Origin of the sequence: Nocardioides sp. NPDC087217 (assembly GCF_044744805.1) — a bacterium.
Lineage (GTDB): Bacteria > Actinomycetota > Actinomycetes > Propionibacteriales > Nocardioidaceae > Nocardioides.
The window spans coordinates 61,739-78,193 of the sequence record NZ_JBIUZB010000007.1 but is presented as its reverse complement, the minus strand read 5'-3'; the positions used below and the strand labels follow the sequence as shown (position 1 = coordinate 78,193).

Below are 16,455 nucleotides of genomic sequence, written 5' to 3'. Positions count from 1 at the left end.
TTCCGTCGCGCGGCTCCGACTTCCGACCGTCGGAAACCGTCTAGAGCTGCGCCACTGGGGTCAGTGCCTCGGCGTGCCGGTGGAGGAGTCGCCAGGCACCGTCCTCGCGGCGGTACACCTGCGTGGCCCGCAGCGTCGCTGCGTGGGGCTCCCGGATGGTGTTGGTGTAGTCCTCGAGCGCGACGCTGAAGGCGAGGTCTCCGTGCACCTGGAGGATGAGCACGTGCTGTTGGACAGACTCGAACGTCACTCGCTCCGAGACCCAGGTCAGCACGTGCGCCACTTGGTCGTACCCGACGTGATGGCCGCCCACTGCCGCCATGATCGATGCGTCTGGGGCGTGCGACCAGAGCTGGAGGAAGGCTTCCGTCTCGCTGCGCGTGGCGTGGCCCTCGTGCCGCTGGTGCAGATCGTCCAGGAACTCCTGGAAGTCCGCGGGTGCCGTCCCCAGTGTCGTTTCGGTGGTCATCGCGCACTCACCCGGCCGCTCGGACGGCACGCAGGATGAGCTTCACCACGGCGTCGGGGTGGGACACCATCACGTCGTGCGCCGAGTGCACCTCGTAGATGTGGGAGCCGGCGCGCTGGGCCATGAAACGCTGGCCGCCTGGCGAGATCGCCCGGTCGTTCAAGGTGACCAGCGCCCAGCTTGGGATCGTCCTCCAGGCAGGCTCACCGGACGCTTCGGTCTGGGCGAAGTTGCTGAGCGGGCGCTGGGTGGCCGCCATCATCTCAGCGACGGCTCGGCTCTGGTCGGCGGCGAACACGCTGCGGAAGGAAGCCGGGGCGATGTAGACGTCCGCGTCGTGGCCTCCCGGGGCCGCCGGGTTGGAGACCGGTCGCACGACGACCGTGTCTGGCCCGAGCAGCGAGCCGGGATACCGTGTCGGGTCGTACGAGGTGAGGATCGACTGGCCGGCGTCGGGGATGAACGCGCCGACGTAGACGAGCGCCTCGACGTTGTCCGCGCCTCGAGCGGCGTTCGTGATGACCGCGCCGCCGTATGAGTGGCCGACGAGAACCACGGGTCCTGGAATGGTCGCAAGGACCGATCGGATGTGGTCGGAGTCGTGGGTGAGGCCGCGCAGCGGGTTGGCCGGAGCGATGACGTCGTAGCCGAGGCCTTGGAGCGCGATGACCTCTTGGCCCCATCCGCTGGCGTCCGCGAAGGCGCCGTGTACGAAGACGATGGTGGGCTTCGTGGCGCTCGCGCTGGCGGGTTGCTGCCGGGTGTCGGCTGGCGTCGCTAAGGCGGCGGGGCCGATGGACAGGGTCATCGCGGCGACGAGGGCGATGGCCAGCCTCGTCCAGAGCTTGCCCCGGACGTGGTGACGTCCTCGAGAGTGCAGGGTTGGCGGCATGGGCTTCTACCTTTCGTGGGTGGTTCGCAGGGTGGTTGGCAGGGTGGTCACACCGTGGTGACCATGCCGCCGTCGATCAGGAAGTCGCTGCCGGTTACGTTGCCGACCGTCTCGGAGGCGAGGACCAGCACGAGTTGGGCCACCTCGTCGGTTCGGGTGAACCGTCGGGTGGCGGTGTCTGAGACGGCCGCCTCACGGACAGCGGCGGGGTCGAGGCCGCGGGCTCGGCCGACTGTGTCAGCGACACCATCCCGTCCGAGCCACAGCGCCGTCTCCACCGGTCCGGGACTCACCGTGTTGACCCGTACGCCGGAGGGTCCGACCTCCTTGGACAGCGATTTACAGAAGCTCCTCAGGGCCGCCTTGGCAGCGCTGTAGTCCATCACCCCCGGATCTGGCAGTGAGGCGTTGACGGAGCAGACCGTCACGATCGACGACGGCACCGCCACGAGCAGGTGCGGTAGCGCCGCGCGCGTCGCGCGTACGGCGGATAGCAGATTCAGCTCGAACGCCCAGTACCAGTCGGCATCGGTGACATGGAGGAAGCCATCGGTGCGCGGCCGCACCCCACCGACGTTGTTCACGAGGATGTCGATGTCGCCGAAGCGGTCCACGGCGAGGTCGACGAGCGCCTGGCATCCCGATTCGGTCGTGAGGTCGCCGAGCAAGGTGGCCACGCCTTCTTCGGCCAGCGCGGTCAGCTCGTCCGAGCCGGTGAGCGCGCCGGCCGTCACGTTGGCTCCCTCATCGACCAAAGCCCGAGTCACGGCGAGGCCGATGCCTTTGCTTGCGCCGGTAACCACAGCCGTCCGGCCGGCGAGGTCGAGTTTCACAGCGACTGCTTCCGCAACCAGCCCAGGCAGTTGTCGGCGACCTCGGACCAACCCGAGTCGATCGTCAGGGAGTGCCCGCGATCAGGGAAGGTCATCAGGTCGGTGACGGCCTCAGAGTGCCGGTACTGCTTCAGCGTCGATCGCGTCACGGACTCAGGAACGGTGTGGTCCTTCCCGCTGGCGATCAGCAGGAGTGGGCCGCGGTTCTGGTTGTTGGTGTTGACCTTGGCCGGCGAGTGCGGATTGAAGTTGGCCGTCGCGGCCTCGAACAGCGGCTTGCCCGGTGCGGGGATGGTCCATCGCTCGAAAAGCTCGTCGGACTCCTCCGCCGAGACGGCGTTGCCGAAGGCGAAACGGAACTGCTTAGCGGTCAACGAGACAGTTCGGTTCTTGTTGGCGGGGTTCTTGAACACCGGCAGCGTTGCGCGCAACGCCGAGAGTGGGACGGGGAGCACGCCCTTGATCTGGGCGGCATCGATGGCGATGGCGGCCTTGGCATAGTCCTGCCCGAGCAGTTTCTGGGCGATCATCCCCCCGAATGAGTGCCCGATGATGATCGGCGGCTCGGGCAGCTTCTCGATCAACGCTGCGAAGTGGGCCGTCACGTCGTCGATGCCGTGGCCACCGATCGCACTCTCGTCCTGCCGGGAGGACGTCACCGTCTCCCTGTCGCCGGGCCACCCCGGTGCGTACGGGTCGTAGCCTTCGTCGCGGAACCGTTGCAGCCACGGCTCCCACGAGCTGCCATGTAGCCACAGCCCGTGGATGAAGAGCACTGGAGTAGTCACGTTCGCCTCCTTGTCCGGTCCCGGCTGCTGGTCGCACCAGGACGTTTCTCGGAGACTAGGACGAGGCGGATCCCCTCGGCTTCAGTCGGATGACTGCCCCTGCTTCAGCGCATCGGCGAGCTGCTGGCGGCTGGTGACGCCGAGTTTGGGGAAGATGCGGTAGAGGTGTGAGCCGACGGTGCGGTGTGAAAGGAAGAGTCGTTGGCCGATGTCCCGGTTGGACAGGCCTTGTGCTGCCAGCGCGGCGATCTGGGCCTCCTGGGGAGACAGTTGTGCCCGGCCGTCCGCCGAAGGCTGCCACCCGCGCTCGCCGGTCGCCCGCAGTTCGTGATCGGCACGAAGTGCCCACGGCTTGGCGCCCACTGCCTCGAACGCCGTACGAGCCGCCCGGAGAGGATCGCGGGACTCAGTGACTCGTCGCTGGCGGCGCAACCACGCACCGTAGGCCAGCTGGGCGCGCGCTCGGTGCCACGGAAAGCGTCGGCCCGCACCGTCGAGCGCTTCGCGGAAGAGATCCTCGGCGTCGGCGTCGTCTGCCAGCACAGCGCGCGAATAGTCCAGCGCGACCTCCGTGCCGACCGCGGCGAACCCGTTCGTCATCTCCGCGACCGAGGCGGCCAATGCCCTAGCGTCCTCCCGACGGCCGGTACGCACCGCAGCCTCGGCGAGGTAGCTGATCGTCCACACCTGCTGCACCCGTTGGAAGGCGGGATCGGTTGGATCAAAGACCCGGAGCATCTCGCCGTACGCCTGGTCGGGCCGGTCCGCACCGAGCTCGCCGATGCCGCGTACCATCTGCGCTCCCGCCAGCAGCGACGAGCTTGCGTTCGGCAGTTGGAGCGCTGTCCTCTCGGCCTGGGCGAGCAGGCGGTGATGCGAGTCCCAACCCCCGCCGACCGCGTCGATGAGCGCCACCGCGAGCTGCGCCGTGCCGGCCCACACCCGCTGACCGGTCTCCTCGGCCAGGCGCATGCCCTCGTCCGCCGAGCGAGCCGGGTCGAACACACCGAGGTTGATCTCCGCCCAGGCGCGGATCGCGAGCGCCTCTGCAAGGAGGCTCAATCGACCTTCAGCGCGCAGGCCGACGATCGCAGTGGAGAGGGACGACTCGGCACGGACGAAGTCGCCCGCGCAGAACGCCGCGATGCCCAGCAGCGCCGCGACGTCGGCTGCTCCGCCACCGTCGATCTCCACGCGATCCAACTGCTTCATGACGGGGCCGCTCAACTCAAGGGACTCGGCGAGGCCGAGGACGGCCAGCACCCTAGGATCCGCTCCAGGCAACGGGACCGCGCGCGTGGCACTGACGATCTCTCGCCTGACCGTCTCACCAGGGTCGCGCCACCACACGCGGCGTGCCGCACCGAACAGCAGTTGCATTGCGAGTTCGACGTCCGAGTCAGCGGTCGCTTCCCGGGCCAGATCCACTAGGTGACGGACGTCCGAGGGGTCACTCGCGGAACCATCGTGGAATGCGCCCGTCAACCACGTGAGCCGTGACCGGTCACGAGGCCGGAGGGTCATCCGGGTGACCTGGTCCGTGATCTGCTCAACCTCGGTGAACCTGCCGAGCTCGTAGCCGACCTCGGCAGCACGGAGCAGTCGCGCAGCCTGGTCGAGCGGGTCCGGGCTGATGAGGGCTGCTCGCTCGAGCCAGGAGAGGGCAGTTGGGTACGCGCCACGCCGCCGAGCATCGCCGGCAGCTGATTCCAGGTCCGCCGCGACAAGCTCGTCGCGACCCGACAACGAGCTGGCCCGGTGCCAGACGGCGCGCTCAGAGTGAACGGAAAGGACCGTTGCCAGCGCGGAGTGCACCAGCTCGCGCCGCTCCTGCGGCATCGCGTGCCTGACCGCCGACCTAATCAGCGGATGTGTGAAGGCATATGGGGCGGCGCCAGTGACGGCGAGCAGTCCGAGATCGACCGCGGGCCGTGCATCGCCAAGGTCGACGGCAGCTCCGCACACAATGGCCGCCGCCCTCAGGACCTCGTCGACGTCATCACCATCGTTGATGGAAGCCACGTCTATGATCGCGCGGGCCGCCGGGCCCAGCCCGTCGGCCCGCGCGGCGAATGCCCGCTCAAGGCGGAGCGTCATCGGCAGCTCGTCGTCGAACTCGGGCCACCCATAGCTCTTGTCGCTCAGCGCGCTCGCGAACTCCACGAGTGCGAGGGGACTGCCGCTGGCCTGCGCGATCACGCGGTTGTGCAGCGCCGGGCTGAGATCCGGGGCCCGTGCGCGCAACAGCTCGTGCGCGGCGTCCACCGACAGGGCCGGCAGCTCGATCCACCGGACGACCTGCTCGTCGCCGAGGAACTGGTCGGAGCGTCGCGATGTGGACAGGAGCACGATCCGTTCCGCGGCGATACGGCGAGCCACGAACGCGAGCGCGTCGACGGAAGGGCGGTCCATCCAGTGCAGGTCGTCGAGACACACCAAGACCGGCGCCTCGCCTGCCGACTCCGCCAGCAGGTCGAGGACGGCGAGCGAGGTGAAGAATCGATTCGCTTCCACGTGGTCGACCATGCCGAAGCAGGCGAGCAGTGACTGGGCCTGCTGAGCTGGCAACCGGCTGACGCGGGCGAGCACCGGCCGCAGCAGTTGGTGCAGGCTGGCATAGGGCAGGTGCGACTCCGACTCGCTGCCGCGCGCACTCAGGACCGTGAAGCCGGCAGTTGCGGCGTGCCTCATGACGCTGGTCAGGACTGCGCTCTTTCCCACCCCGGGCTCGCCGCTGAGCCCGATCGCAAAGCCTCCTGACTCGACGTCGTCCAGATCGTCGAGCAAGTTTCGAAGCATGTCCGCCCGGCCGAACAGCGGTTGATCCTCGACCGCAGTCACCCCTTGAGCATCCCCTCGATAGTGCGTTTCGTCCACTCCCGGGCATCTCACCGCAGCCACCTCGGGCGTCCGCGACCAGTCAGCGGTTCGGTCATCGTGCTGAAGCGGACGCGGCGGCCCGCGAGAGATCTTCGGATGACACGCGCCGCAAGGCCGATCCACCACTGAGGAGACCTAGATGCCGACCACACCCACGATTGCCTTCGTCCACGGCGCCTTCGCCGACTCCGGCGGCTGGTCAGCGACGATCTCGGCCCTGGACGCAGCAGGCTTGCCGGTCATCGCCATCTCGAACCAGCTCCGTGGGCTGGCCCCGGACGCCGACCACGTACGCAGCGTCCTGGCAACGATCCAGGGCCCGGTGGTCCTGGTTGGCCACTCCTATGGTGGGGCCGTGATCGGTGAGGCAGCACGCCGCGCGGACAACGTCGCGGCACTCGTCTTCGTCGCTGCCTACATCCTCGACGAGGGTGAGAGCATCGCCACGGTCCTGGATCCGGTTCGGTTTCCCGGCAGCTTGCTCGGGCCAGACACGCTCGTCGAGCGGCCGTTCGGCAACCCGAGCGCCCCGGGTGGGACGGACACCGACCTCTACATCGCGGTGCCGCGCTTCTCCGAGGTGTTCGCCGCCGACCTGCCCCAGGACCGCAGCCGTCTTATGGCGCTGATGCAGCGCCCTCTGTCCGTGAGCGCGCTCACCGCTGCCGCAGACGCGCGTCCTGCCTGGCACGACACGCCCTGTTGGGCATTGGTCGCGGAGCAGGACAACGCCATCCCGCCCGCGGGTCAGCATTGGATGGCGAACCGCGCTGGTGCCACCCTCGGCACAGTCGCCGCATCGCACGCGGTGATGATCTCCCAACCTGTCGCCGTAACGGAGACGATCCTGGAGGCGGTCGAATCCGTCACTGGCAAGCGCGAACCTGCCCGGAAGTAGCGACCCATGACAGACACGGACTTCGACCCGCTCATGGAACTTGTGGTTCACGGGTTTGAGGTGGCCGGCGTGCTCGTCCTAGTGGTAGGAGCGATGGCCGCCTTCGTGTCCGCGCTGGTGGTAGCCAGGCATGTCGGAACGACCGTGGCCTACGAACGTGTCCGTCGGGGCGTCGGGCGAGCCATTCTCCTCGGGCTGGAACTGCTGATCATCGCTGACATCGTCCTCACGATCACCGTGGACACGACGCTGCGGAGTGCCATGGCGCTGGGCCTCATCGTCGTCGTACGCACGTTCCTGAGCCTCTCACTCGAAGTCGAACTCAATGGCGCATTGCCGTGGCGGCGCTCGGAGCGCTCACCGAGCCACGGTTCCATCTAGGAGGCGGCTGATGAACGCCACTGGTTCGCGACAATGTGTGAGCCAACGACCGCCGACCGCACTGCCGGTTTACAGATAACAACCGGAAGAGGCAGTATTCTGTTATGGCAATCAGGGACGACTTCCTGACCACCCAAGAAGTATCCAACCTCTTGGGCGTCGAGGCGCGCCAAGTCCGCGTCCTCGCCGAGACGGGCTCCATCACCCGCGTCGCCCGCGGCATCTTCGACCGCACATCGGTAGAGCGCTATCGCGCCGAGCGCGGCTCGGGGCGGACCCGGACCTGGGCCGAGCACACCGCCTGGGGAGCGATCGCAATGCTCTCGGGCGCGGCTCCGTTGGGCCTCGGCGATGTCCAGATGTACCGGCTCCGCGCCACTCTGCGCGAGATCACCGACCCGGCCGAACTGGCCATCCGGTTGCGCGACCGCGCGACCGTCACCACCTGGTCGGGCCACCGCTCCGTCATCGAGCGCGTTCGCAAGGAGCTGGTCATCCCCGGCCGCCAACGGCTCGGGCTCGTCGAGGACGACACCGTCGTCGACGGCTACATCCATGCAGAACTGATCGCAGACCTCGTGCGCCGCTGCCACCTGGGCGAGGACAGCACCGGGTCCATCACCCTGCGCTACACCCACATGGACATCGACTTCATCAAGTACTTGTCAGCCTCCAACAGGACGCTCGCCGCCGTCGATGCCGCCACCTCCCTCGACCCCCGTGAACGCGGCGTAGGAGAGCAAGTTCTGATCCGCCGGTTGGAGTTGTTCCGCGAGAATGTCAGGCCGTAAGCATCTGGGCATCGAGCGCCCGACCGTCGACATCGCCACCGCCGTCGGCGGCTGGCCCGACCCGTGGCCGAACGTCGCCGAGATCGCCGCAGTGCTGCCGACCGACAAGTGGACCTTGGTCGGAGGCCTGATGACCCAGTTGCACTCCATCCACCACGGCCTGGGCATCCTGCCCCCGACGAACGATGTCGACATCGTGCTGCACATCGAGACCTCCCGCGGCGTCGTCTCCGAGACCGCGACCGCGCTGCGCTCCCTCGGCTACGACCTGCGTTCGGCCGTCGATCCGCGTGACAACACCGCCCACCGCTTCTATCGCGGCAGCAGCAAGATCGATCTGGTCGCCGGCCGTCACGATGAGGAGCCGGAGGAGGTAGTCGACGTTTTGGTCTCCGACCACCACGCTCCGAAGGTCACCGAGCGGCTCGCTGGACGCGACATGGTCCGCATCGAGGGCGGCACCCAGGCACTGCGGCGCACCATCAACGCGCGTCTGGAGATCGAGCCCGGCACAATCACCACAGTCTCGGTACCCGGCGCGTTCGGCGCTCTCATCTTGAAGGCCGCCGCCTACAGGACCGACTCCCGCGACCGTGACCGGCATCTGCGCGACGCCGTGATCCTGCTTGCCTGTATCGAGGACCCGTTCGCCGAGCGCGAGGGCTTCACCGGCTCCGACCGGTCACGGCTCCAGACCCTACGCATCCGGCTCACCCCAGACGACATCTCCTGGACCGTACTGACCGCCCAGCACAGGATCGACGCGGCGACGGCCCTGGAGATCCTCACCGACACGGACTGATCCCGGACCGAACGGACCTCGTGGCCGCCTCGACTCAGCACTCGATGACGTTGACCGCGAGGCCGCCGCGGGAGGTCTCCTTGTACTTGATCTTCATGTCGGCGCCGGTCTCGCGCATCGTCTTGAGCGCCTTGTCGAGGCTGACCTTGTGCGAGCCGTCGCCGTTGAGGGCGAGGCGGGCGGCATTGATGGCCTTCACGCTGGCGATGGCGTTGCGCTCGATGCACGGGATCTGCACGAGCCCGCCGACCGGGTCGCAGGTGAGGCCGAGGTTGTGCTCGATGCCGACCTCGGCGGCGTTCTCGACCTGCTCCGGGCTGCCGCCCAGCACCTCGCACAGCGCCCCGGCGGCCATCGCGCAGGCCGAGCCGACCTCGCCCTGGCAGCCGACCTCGGCGCCGGAGATCGACGCGTTCGTCTTGCACAGGATCCCGATGGCGGCCGCGGTGAGGAGGAACCGGACGATGCCGTCCTCGATCGCGGCCTCGTCGAGCCCGGCCTGGGGCGCCACGAAACGTACCCAGTAGTGCAGGACGGCGGGCACGATGCCGGCCGCGCCGTTGGTGGGGGCGGTGACGACCCGGCCGCCCGAGGCGTTCTCCTCGTTGACCGCCAGCGCGAACAGGTTGACCCAGTCCATGACCCGGAAGGGGTCCTGGGCACCGGCTCCGGAGGACAGGTCGCGGTAGAGCAGCGGCGCCCGGCGCGGGACCCGCAGGCCACCAGGAAGTACGCCATCGGTGACCGGGTCACGGTCGCAGCCGGCCTGCACGCAGTCCGCCATCACCCGCCAGATCTCGAGCAGGCCGGCGCGGATCTCCTCGTCCGTACGCCAGGTGAGCTCGTTGGCGCGCATGAGGTCGGAGACTCGGAAGCCCTCGCGCTCGCAGGTGCTGAGCAGCTCGGCTCCGGTGGTGAAGGGGAAGCGGACCGGTGAGTGGTCCGGCACGACGCGGGCGGCGCCCGAGGCGTGCTCGTCGACCACGAAGCCGCCGCCGACGGAGTAGTAGGTGCGCTCCCGGCGTACCTCTCCGGAGGCGTCGTAGGCGGTGAACACCATGCCGTTGGGGTGACCCGGCAGGCTCTTGCGGCGATGCATCACCAGGTCGGTGTCGGCGTAGAAGCGGATCGGGGTGGCGCCGCCCAGCGACAGCTCCCGGCGCTCCCTGATGGCCGCCACCCGACCGGACGAGGCCCGGGTGTCGACGGTCGCCGGCTCCTCACCCTCGAGGCCGAGCAGGACCGCGCCCTCCGAACCGTGACCGTGACCAGTGGCGCCGAGCGACCCGAACAGCTCGGCCTTCACCCGCGTGACCGCGTCCACGAGACCGTCCGTGACGAGGCCGTCGACGAAGATCTTCGCGGCCCGCATCGGTCCGACGGTGTGGGACGAGGAAGGCCCGATCCCGATCGAGTACAGGTCGAAGGTGCTCAAGGTCATCGCCACGACGGGGGTCGCGACGCCGCTGACAACACCCATCGCTTCGGGCTCCGCTTCAGCAGCAGCGGTCACGACAGTTCACTCCTCGATCAGAGCGTCGTAGGCCGCAGCATCGAGCAGGTCGGGAGCGCCGGAGACACGCATCTCGAAGAGCCAGCCGGCGCCGAACGGGTCGCTGTTGATCAGCGCGGGGTCGGCGACGACGGCCGCGTTGATCTCGAGGATCTCGCCGTCGGCGGGCGCGAAGAGGTCGCTGACCGACTTGGTCGACTCCAGCTCGCCGCAGCTCTCTCCCCCGGTGATCTTGGTGCCGACCTCGGGAAGCTCGACGAAGACGATGTCGCCCAGCGCCTCGGTGGCGAAGGCGGTGACGCCGACGCGCGCGACGTCGCCGCGGGTCTCGATCCACTCGTGCTCGGCGGTGTAGGACAGGTGGGTCGGGTTGCTCATGGCTGCGCTCATCTCTCGGCTCATTTCTTGGAGTAGAAGGGAAGGTCGACGATCTCGGCGTCCTCACGGCTGCCGCGCACGTCGACGTGGACCTTGGTGCCGGCGGCGGCGCGGTCAGGCCGGACGTACGCCATCGCGATGGGACGTCCGAGGGTCGGCGAGGGTGAGCCGCTGGTCACGACGCCGATCTCGTCGCCGGTGGCCGGGTCCACGATCGCGTAGCCCGCCCGCGGCGAGCGGCGACCGGCAGCCAAGAGGCCGACGAGCACGCTGCGTGGGCCTTCGTCGCGGCGTACGGCCAGGGCGGCGTCGCCGACGAAGCCGTCGGGCTTGTCGAAGGAGACCACTCGGCCGAGCCCGGCCTCGAAGGGCGTCGTCTCGCGGTTCAGCTCGTGACCGTAGAGCGGCATGCCGGCCTCGAGCCGGAGGGTGTCGCGGCAGGCGAGTCCGGCGGGCTGCAGGCCGTGCGGCGCACCTGCCTCGGTGAGCGCCTCCCAGACGGCAGCGGCCGACGACGGCGCGCAGTAGATCTCGAAACCGTCCTCGCCGGTGTAGCCGGTGCGAGCGAGCAGGACCTCGACCCCGGCGACCGTGCCGGCGTCGATGGCGTAGTACTTCAGGGACGAGACGTCCAGGTCCGTCACAGCGGCCAGGATCGCCGCCGAGGCGGGGCCCTGGACCGCGATCAGCGCCCACTCCGCCGAGGCGTCGCGGACCACGGCGTCGTACCCCTCGGCCCGCTCGACCAGAGCCGGAGCGACAACACCGACGTTGCTCGCGTTGGCGACGACCAGGTAGCGCTCCTGCTCGAGCCGGTAGACGACCAGGTCGTCGATGATGCCGCCGTCCTCGGCGCAGATCATCGAGTAGCGGGCGCGGCCGATGCCGATCGCCGAGGGCCTGCCGACCAGGGCGTGGTCGAGGGCGCGTCCGGCCTCGGGGCCGGTCACCTCGATCTCACCCATGTGCGACAGGTCGAAGAGGCCCGCGGTGGTGCGTACGGCGTTGTGCTCGGCGGTCTCCGAGCCGTAGCGGACGGGCATGCTCCAGCCGGCGAAGTCGGTGAACGAGGCGCCGAGCGCCTGGTGGATCGCGTGCAGAGGGGTAGGGACGGGTGAGGTCATGTGTGCGGGAGGCTCCCTGGTGGTGGGTGCCGACAGCGGCACCCGTGGACGGGTGACCTCCCCGCTCTGTCATCGCTACCTGAGAGCTTCACCGCCCGATGGGGGCGATTTGCACCGTGGGTGCAGGATCCATCGGATCCTGTCTTTCCAGAGGTCGCCTCACCACAGCGGTCATGGGGCCTGAGAGATTCTGGGGAGGTTTGCTCCTTCGGCGCCTCACCCCGGATGGGCAAGGACTCTCCCGCTGCGATTCAAGTGGCGGATGTGAAGTTGTGCGGCAAACCTAGGTGTGGCCATCTCAGCCGTCAAGATGACGACCTACGATGGCCCGATGCCACCGACCGCCGCCAGCACCCGGGTTCCCGTGGTCATCCTCACCGGTCATCTCGGGTCGGGCAAGACCACGCTGCTCAACCATCTGCTGCGCCAGCCCGGGGCCCGGGTGGGCGTGGTCGTCAACGACTTCGGCGACATCAACGTCGACGCCGGACTCGTCACCGGCCAGATCGACGAGCCGGCCTCGATCGCCGGCGGCTGCCTGTGCTGCCTGCCCGACGCCGGCGGCCTCGACGACGCGCTGGAGAAGCTGACCCACCCGCGGCTCGCGCTCGACGTCGTCATCGTCGAGGCCAGCGGGATCGCCGAGCCCGGCACGCTGGCCAAGCTGGTCCGGTTCAGCGGTGTCGAACGCGTACGCCGCGGTGGGCTCATCGAGGTCGTCGACGCCTCGGCTTACTTCGACACCCTCGACGACGGGCGTGGCCCGGCGCCGGTCCGGTTCGCGGCCGCCTCGCTGGTCGTGATCAACAAGACCGACCTGGTTCCGGCTGCCGAGCGGGACGAGGTCCTGGCGCGCATCGAGCGGCGCGTTCGGGAGCACAACCCCGAGGTCCACATCGCGTACGCCGTGGGTGGCCGCATCGACCCGCGGCTCGTCTACGACGCCGCCGTGCCCGAGGACCCGCCCGACGAGCTGCCGATCGCCGCGCTGCTGCGCGAGGTGGCCGCTTCGCACGAGGCCCATCAGCATGCCCGGGCGGTCACAGTGACGACGCCGGGCACCATCGAGCCGGGTCGACTGGTCGACCTGCTCGAGGAGCCGCCGGCGACGGCGTACCGGGTCAAGGGGACCGTCGCCGTCGCGACCGGCCAGGGGCCGCGCAGCTACCACGTGAACCTGGTCGGACGCAGCGCCCACGTCGCCGCGACGCGGACACCCAACACGGCGAGCGAGCTCGTCGCCATCGGCCTGGAGCTCGAGACCGACCCGGTCCGGCAGCGCCTCGCCGACGCCCTCGCCCCGGCCGAACGACCGAGCACCGAGGGCCTTCGCCGGCTACGCCAGCTGGTGCGGGTCAGCCTCTGACCAGCGGAATCAACCCGCGCGGCGCACGATCCGTTCCATGTCGGTGATGACCACCGAGCGCGACTCCAGCCTGACCCAGCCCTTGGCCGCGAAGTCGGCGAGCGCCTTGTTGACCGTCTCCCGAGCCGCGCCCACGAGCTGCGCGAGCTCCTCCTGGGTCAGGTCATGGCGTACGTGCACACCTTCGTCGGTGGTCTCGCCGAACCTCTCGGCGAGGTCGAGCAGAGCCTTCGCCACCCGGCGGGGCGCGTCCGCGAAGACCAGGTCGCCGATCACGTCGTTGGCCCGGCGCAGGCGGCCCGACAGCAGGGCGAGCAGCCCACGGGTCACGCTCGGGCGCCCGTCGAGCAGGCGCAGCAGGTCGTCGTGCGACAGCGAGGCGAGCTCGACCTGGTCGGTGACGGCCGTGACCGTGGAGGAGCGCCGACCGGGGTCGAAGAGCGACAGCTCGCCGAACACCTGGCCCGGCCCCAGAATCGCGAGCAGGCTGTCCTGCCCGTTGGCCGCGGCACGGCTCAGCTTCACCTTGCCGTCCACGACCGCGTAGAGCCGGTCGGCGGCGTCGCCCTCGTGGAACAACACCTCACCGCGCCGGAGGCGTGTCTGACCCATCATCGCGAGCATCGCCGTCATCGACTCGTCGTCCAGCTCGCTGAAAAGCGGTGCGTGCCGAAGCACGTCTTGATCCATTACCCAGCCGCTCCTGTCATCCTTTTACCGAAGACATCAGCCTAGCCAGATCCGGGGCTTCGACAGCGGAGGTGTGGCCCGCATCGCACCCCTGTCGAGTGCGTTCTTCGCCACACCGACACATGGCTCGGCGGTCATGCCGGCCGCGGCGCTGCGGTGGTCCGACGGATCACCAGCTGTGTGTCGACCGTGACGGACACCGCAGTGTCCTCCTCGTGGCGCAGGATGCCGAGGAGCATCTGGGCAGCGAGGACGCCCTGGAGGCGAGCGTCCTGCTTGATGGTGGTCAGGTGCAGGAGGCTGGCGTGTGGATGGTCGTCGATGCCGATGATGGAGATGTCCTCGGGAATCCGCAGGCCGGCATCCCGGATGGTGCGCATGGCACCGAACGCGACTTCATCCGAGTGAGCGTAGACGGCGGTCGGGAGCTCGGGGACCGAGAGCAGCTGGGCCATCGCCGCAGCGCCCTGCTCGCCACCCCAGGCGGTGGTGACCACGAGCGCCGGATCGGGCTTGATCCCTGAGTCGTTCAGAGCGACGTGGTAGGCGCGACTACGCCCAGAGGGCTGGCGCGGCTGGTCGGGGTCTATCGCCTCGATCATCGCGATCCGCTCATGGCCCAGCCCGAGCAGGTGGCCCATCGCCTGCCTGCCGGCCCTGAGGTCGTCGATGCAGACGTGTGGGTATACCTCGTGCTGGCCGCCAGCGGCGATGACCTGGACGCCGAGCATCAACTCCAGGCTGCGCCGCTCAGCCTCCTCGACGGGGAATCCGACGACGATGACGGCATCGACCTTCCGCCGGGCGGGCAGGCGTTCGAAGAAGGAGGTGCGGTCCTCCAGGTTGCCGACGTGGTAGAGCAGCACGTCGAACTGGGACTCGCGCAGCACCGACTCGATGCCTTCGAGGATCGCACCGAAGAACCAGCGTGAAAGGTGCGGAGCCACGACCGCAACTCGACCCGTCGAGCCCTTCTTGAGCCTCGAGGCGTCGGGAGAAACGACATAGGCGTGCTTCTTCGCGACGTCCAGCACCTTCTTCCGCGTCGCTGGAGAGACATTCGGCATTCCGCTGAGCGCTCGCGAGGCGGTCCCCAGCCCCACCCCCGCCATCCGAGCGATGTCGGCCAAGGTCAGCTCGCGTGGTTGCTCAGCGTCCATGTCGAGCATGGTACGCGATCCGTTGGGAACGATTCCATCAGTTAGTGCACTCCTGTCTGGACTGAGATCCCGGGCCTTGACAAGGCCGCGTGACCTGAATCACAGTTGTGACTGGAAACGATTCCAGTACGGTTTGAACAGGAGTGGACATGAGGCTGATGCGCACACTTAGGGCCCTGGGGGTGACGGCCGCGATGCTCGCAATGGCGTCGGTGTCGGCGTGCGCCGGACCCGGCGGCGAGGCGCCCGCTACGGATGCGAGTCCGACGAGCGTACGGACCGACATCGGTGCGCAGCAGGCGACGATCACGCTCTTCACCGCGGCCGGGCTCAAGGACTACCAGCAGGCACTGGCCGATGCCTTCATGAAGAAGTATCCGGCCATCACTGTCGAGCTCCAGGTCGAGGCCGACAACAACTACAACACCGTGCTCCCGCGGCTGCTCGCCTCGGACAGTCCGCCCGACCTCGCGCTCGTCGGAGACCTGAGCGGCGCGGTCCGTGACGGACTCGTCACCAACCTGGATGCCTATGACGATGCGTACGGCTGGAGTCGGAAGGTGCCGGCCAGCGTCCTCGATGCCGGACGGGTCCAGGACGGCGAGATCGGCACCGGCTCCCTCTACGTAGGTGGTGGTGCAGCCGGCCCGCTGGCTGGGGTGTTCTACAACCGGGACCTGGCCAAGAAGGTGGGGATGACGGACGTCCCGCGGACCCTCGATGAGTGGGAGGCGGTGATGGCGAAGGCCAAGTCGATGGGGATCACGCCCATCGTCGCGTCCAACGCCGACGGCCTCATCGGGCATCTGTACAACCTGCTGTTGGGCGACTACATGGGGGCGCAGTCCGTACTGGACGTGGCATGGCGCAAGCCCGGCGCCTCTCTCGAGACCGCGGAGGCGACCGAGGCCACTGCCCGCCTGCAGAAGTGGGCCGACGCCGGATACTTCAACACGGACGCGAACGCGATCAACCAGGATGCGTCCTACGGCCGGTTCGCCGCGGGTGAGGGCTTGTTCATGGTCCAGGGCACCTGGATGACCCAGTCGCTGCCGACATCCTTCGACGGCAAGTACGGCGTGTTTCCGATCCCGCCCGTCGAGGCTGGGGGGCCGCCCATCAGCATGACCGCCAACACGTTGGCGTTCTCCATCGCGGCGCGATCGGACCACAAGGACAGCTCAGCCCTGTTCCTGGACTTCCTCACCTCTCCTGAGGCCGCCGAGGTCGCCACCGAAAACGGGTATCCGGCGGCAAGCGCGACCGCCAAGACCACGTTGACCCTGGACGCCGACGTCGAGAGCCAGATTCAGGCCGGGTACGCCGCCGTCGCCGCCTCCGACGGGTTCTTCACCTGGATCCAGAACTCCGTCCCTGCGGTGAACACGGATCTGCCGGCGCAGCTGCAGCTTTTGGTCAGCGGCAAGGCCGAGCCCGAGGACGTGGTCGAGCACCTACAGGGGTCCTACGAGAGCGGCCTGCGGGACTGA

Annotated in this window: 16 protein-coding genes and 1 riboswitch; of the genes, 6 read left to right on the top strand and 10 right to left on the bottom strand. The window is 68.6% G+C overall.

The genetic code is table 11. The features are described 5' to 3' along the window. Positions 1 to 40: 40 nt before the first annotated feature. The 5 genes from ACIO3S_RS25185 to ACIO3S_RS25165 all read right to left on the bottom strand — a co-directional run bounded on the left by ACIO3S_RS25185 (position 41) and on the right by ACIO3S_RS25165 (position 5,823). Positions 41 to 469 (bottom strand): YybH family protein, encoded by a 429-nt coding sequence (locus tag ACIO3S_RS25185; RefSeq protein WP_400468585.1) that lies wholly within the window; start codon positions 467 to 469, stop codon positions 41 to 43. 7 nt (positions 470 to 476) lie between these two features. Then, the gene (locus tag ACIO3S_RS25180; RefSeq protein WP_400468584.1) at positions 477 to 1,361 is read right to left on the bottom strand and encodes an alpha/beta fold hydrolase; all 885 of its coding nucleotides are present in this window, start codon (positions 1,359 to 1,361) and stop codon (positions 477 to 479) included. 47 nt (positions 1,362 to 1,408) lie between these two features. Beyond that, entirely contained in the window at positions 1,409 to 2,164 is a 756-nt protein-coding gene (locus ACIO3S_RS25175; RefSeq protein WP_400468861.1) for an SDR family NAD(P)-dependent oxidoreductase, read from the bottom strand. A gap of 26 nt (positions 2,165 to 2,190) precedes the next feature. Continuing rightward, entirely contained in the window at positions 2,191 to 2,982 is a 792-nt protein-coding gene (locus ACIO3S_RS25170) for an alpha/beta hydrolase (protein ID WP_400468582.1), read from the bottom strand. Positions 2,983 to 3,063: 81 nt separating this feature from the next. Next, the gene (locus ACIO3S_RS25165; RefSeq protein WP_400468580.1) at positions 3,064 to 5,823 is read right to left on the bottom strand and encodes an AAA family ATPase; all 2,760 of its coding nucleotides are present in this window, start codon (positions 5,821 to 5,823) and stop codon (positions 3,064 to 3,066) included. Between the two features lie 178 nt (positions 5,824 to 6,001). Here ACIO3S_RS25165 and ACIO3S_RS25160 point away from each other — a divergent pair, with 178 nt between their 5' ends. The 4 genes from ACIO3S_RS25160 to ACIO3S_RS25145 all read left to right on the top strand — a co-directional run bounded on the left by ACIO3S_RS25160 (position 6,002) and on the right by ACIO3S_RS25145 (position 8,734). After that, positions 6,002 to 6,760: an alpha/beta fold hydrolase gene (locus ACIO3S_RS25160; protein ID WP_400468578.1), complete on the top strand. Its 759-nt coding sequence runs from the start codon at positions 6,002 to 6,004 to the stop codon at positions 6,758 to 6,760. 6 nt (positions 6,761 to 6,766) lie between these two features. Further along, on the top strand, positions 6,767 to 7,141 hold the full coding sequence (locus tag ACIO3S_RS25155) for a DUF1622 domain-containing protein (RefSeq protein ID WP_400468576.1): 375 nt from the start codon (positions 6,767 to 6,769) through the stop codon (positions 7,139 to 7,141). Between the two features lie 152 nt (positions 7,142 to 7,293). Beyond that, on the top strand, positions 7,294 to 7,932 hold the full coding sequence (locus ACIO3S_RS25150) for a hypothetical protein (protein ID WP_400468574.1): 639 nt from the start codon (positions 7,294 to 7,296) through the stop codon (positions 7,930 to 7,932). Then, positions 7,919 to 8,734 (top strand): hypothetical protein, encoded by an 816-nt coding sequence (locus ACIO3S_RS25145; RefSeq protein ID WP_400468572.1) that lies wholly within the window; start codon positions 7,919 to 7,921, stop codon positions 8,732 to 8,734. Before ACIO3S_RS25150 ends, ACIO3S_RS25145 begins: the two co-directional genes overlap by 14 nt. Before the next feature lie 34 nt (positions 8,735 to 8,768). Here the strand turns inward: ACIO3S_RS25145 and ACIO3S_RS25140 are convergent, their stop codons facing one another. From ACIO3S_RS25140 to gcvT, 3 genes are all read right to left on the bottom strand, one after another. Continuing rightward, complete coding sequence (locus ACIO3S_RS25140; protein ID WP_400468859.1) at positions 8,769 to 10,175, bottom strand: L-serine ammonia-lyase; 1,407 nt, start codon at positions 10,173 to 10,175, stop codon at positions 8,769 to 8,771. A 78-nt stretch (positions 10,176 to 10,253) separates the two neighbouring features. Further along, complete coding sequence (gene gcvH / locus ACIO3S_RS25135; protein ID WP_400468857.1) at positions 10,254 to 10,625, bottom strand: glycine cleavage system protein GcvH; 372 nt, start codon at positions 10,623 to 10,625, stop codon at positions 10,254 to 10,256. Positions 10,626 to 10,645: 20 nt separating this feature from the next. Then, positions 10,646 to 11,749: a glycine cleavage system aminomethyltransferase GcvT gene (gene gcvT / locus ACIO3S_RS25130; RefSeq protein WP_400468570.1), complete on the bottom strand. Its 1,104-nt coding sequence runs from the start codon at positions 11,747 to 11,749 to the stop codon at positions 10,646 to 10,648. 158 nt (positions 11,750 to 11,907) lie between these two features. Continuing rightward, positions 11,908 to 12,003, bottom strand: a riboswitch (glycine riboswitch). A gap of 77 nt (positions 12,004 to 12,080) precedes the next feature. Between gcvT and ACIO3S_RS25125 the strand changes: the two genes are divergently transcribed. Then, the gene (locus ACIO3S_RS25125; protein WP_400468569.1) at positions 12,081 to 13,115 is read left to right on the top strand and encodes a CobW family GTP-binding protein; all 1,035 of its coding nucleotides are present in this window, start codon (positions 12,081 to 12,083) and stop codon (positions 13,113 to 13,115) included. Positions 13,116 to 13,124: 9 nt separating this feature from the next. On the opposite strand, the gene ACIO3S_RS25120 is transcribed toward ACIO3S_RS25125, so the two are convergent. Both ACIO3S_RS25120 and ACIO3S_RS25115 read right to left on the bottom strand, forming a co-directional pair. Next, entirely contained in the window at positions 13,125 to 13,805 is a 681-nt protein-coding gene (locus tag ACIO3S_RS25120; RefSeq protein ID WP_400468567.1) for a Crp/Fnr family transcriptional regulator, read from the bottom strand. 134 nt (positions 13,806 to 13,939) lie between these two features. Beyond that, positions 13,940 to 14,965 carry a LacI family DNA-binding transcriptional regulator gene (locus ACIO3S_RS25115; protein WP_400468565.1) on the bottom strand — a complete coding sequence of 342 codons (1,026 nt, stop codon included), beginning with the start codon at positions 14,963 to 14,965 and terminating at the stop codon, positions 13,940 to 13,942. A gap of 158 nt (positions 14,966 to 15,123) precedes the next feature. On the opposite strand from ACIO3S_RS25115, the gene ACIO3S_RS25110 reads away from it, so the two are divergent. Continuing rightward, positions 15,124 to 16,455, top strand: coding sequence for an ABC transporter substrate-binding protein (locus ACIO3S_RS25110; RefSeq protein WP_400468563.1), 1,332 nt, complete (start codon positions 15,124 to 15,126; stop codon positions 16,453 to 16,455).

Bases quoted from the DNA above. Each gene is read 5' to 3' on its own strand.
- ACIO3S_RS25160 (WP_400468578.1), top strand. From the start codon at position 6,002: ATGCCGACCACACCCACGATTGCCTTCGTCCACGGCGCCTTCGCCGAC.
- ACIO3S_RS25185 (WP_400468585.1), bottom strand. From the start codon at position 469: ATGACCACCGAAACGACACTGGGGACGGCACCCGCGGACTTCCAGGAG.
- ACIO3S_RS25125 (WP_400468569.1), top strand. From the start codon at position 12,081: ATGCCACCGACCGCCGCCAGCACCCGGGTTCCCGTGGTCATCCTCACC.
- ACIO3S_RS25180 (WP_400468584.1), bottom strand. From the start codon at position 1,361: ATGCCGCCAACCCTGCACTCTCGAGGACGTCACCACGTCCGGGGCAAG.
- ACIO3S_RS25110 (WP_400468563.1), top strand. From the start codon at position 15,124: ATGCGCACACTTAGGGCCCTGGGGGTGACGGCCGCGATGCTCGCAATG.
- ACIO3S_RS25140 (WP_400468859.1), bottom strand. From the start codon at position 10,175: ATGACCTTGAGCACCTTCGACCTGTACTCGATCGGGATCGGGCCTTCC.
- gcvH (WP_400468857.1), bottom strand. From the start codon at position 10,625: ATGAGCAACCCGACCCACCTGTCCTACACCGCCGAGCACGAGTGGATC.
- gcvT (WP_400468570.1), bottom strand. From the start codon at position 11,749: ATGACCTCACCCGTCCCTACCCCTCTGCACGCGATCCACCAGGCGCTC.
- ACIO3S_RS25145 (WP_400468572.1), top strand. From the start codon at position 7,919: ATGTCAGGCCGTAAGCATCTGGGCATCGAGCGCCCGACCGTCGACATC.
- ACIO3S_RS25120 (WP_400468567.1), bottom strand. From the start codon at position 13,805: ATGGATCAAGACGTGCTTCGGCACGCACCGCTTTTCAGCGAGCTGGAC.
- ACIO3S_RS25155 (WP_400468576.1), top strand. From the start codon at position 6,767: ATGACAGACACGGACTTCGACCCGCTCATGGAACTTGTGGTTCACGGG.
- ACIO3S_RS25115 (WP_400468565.1), bottom strand. From the start codon at position 14,965: ATGGACGCTGAGCAACCACGCGAGCTGACCTTGGCCGACATCGCTCGG.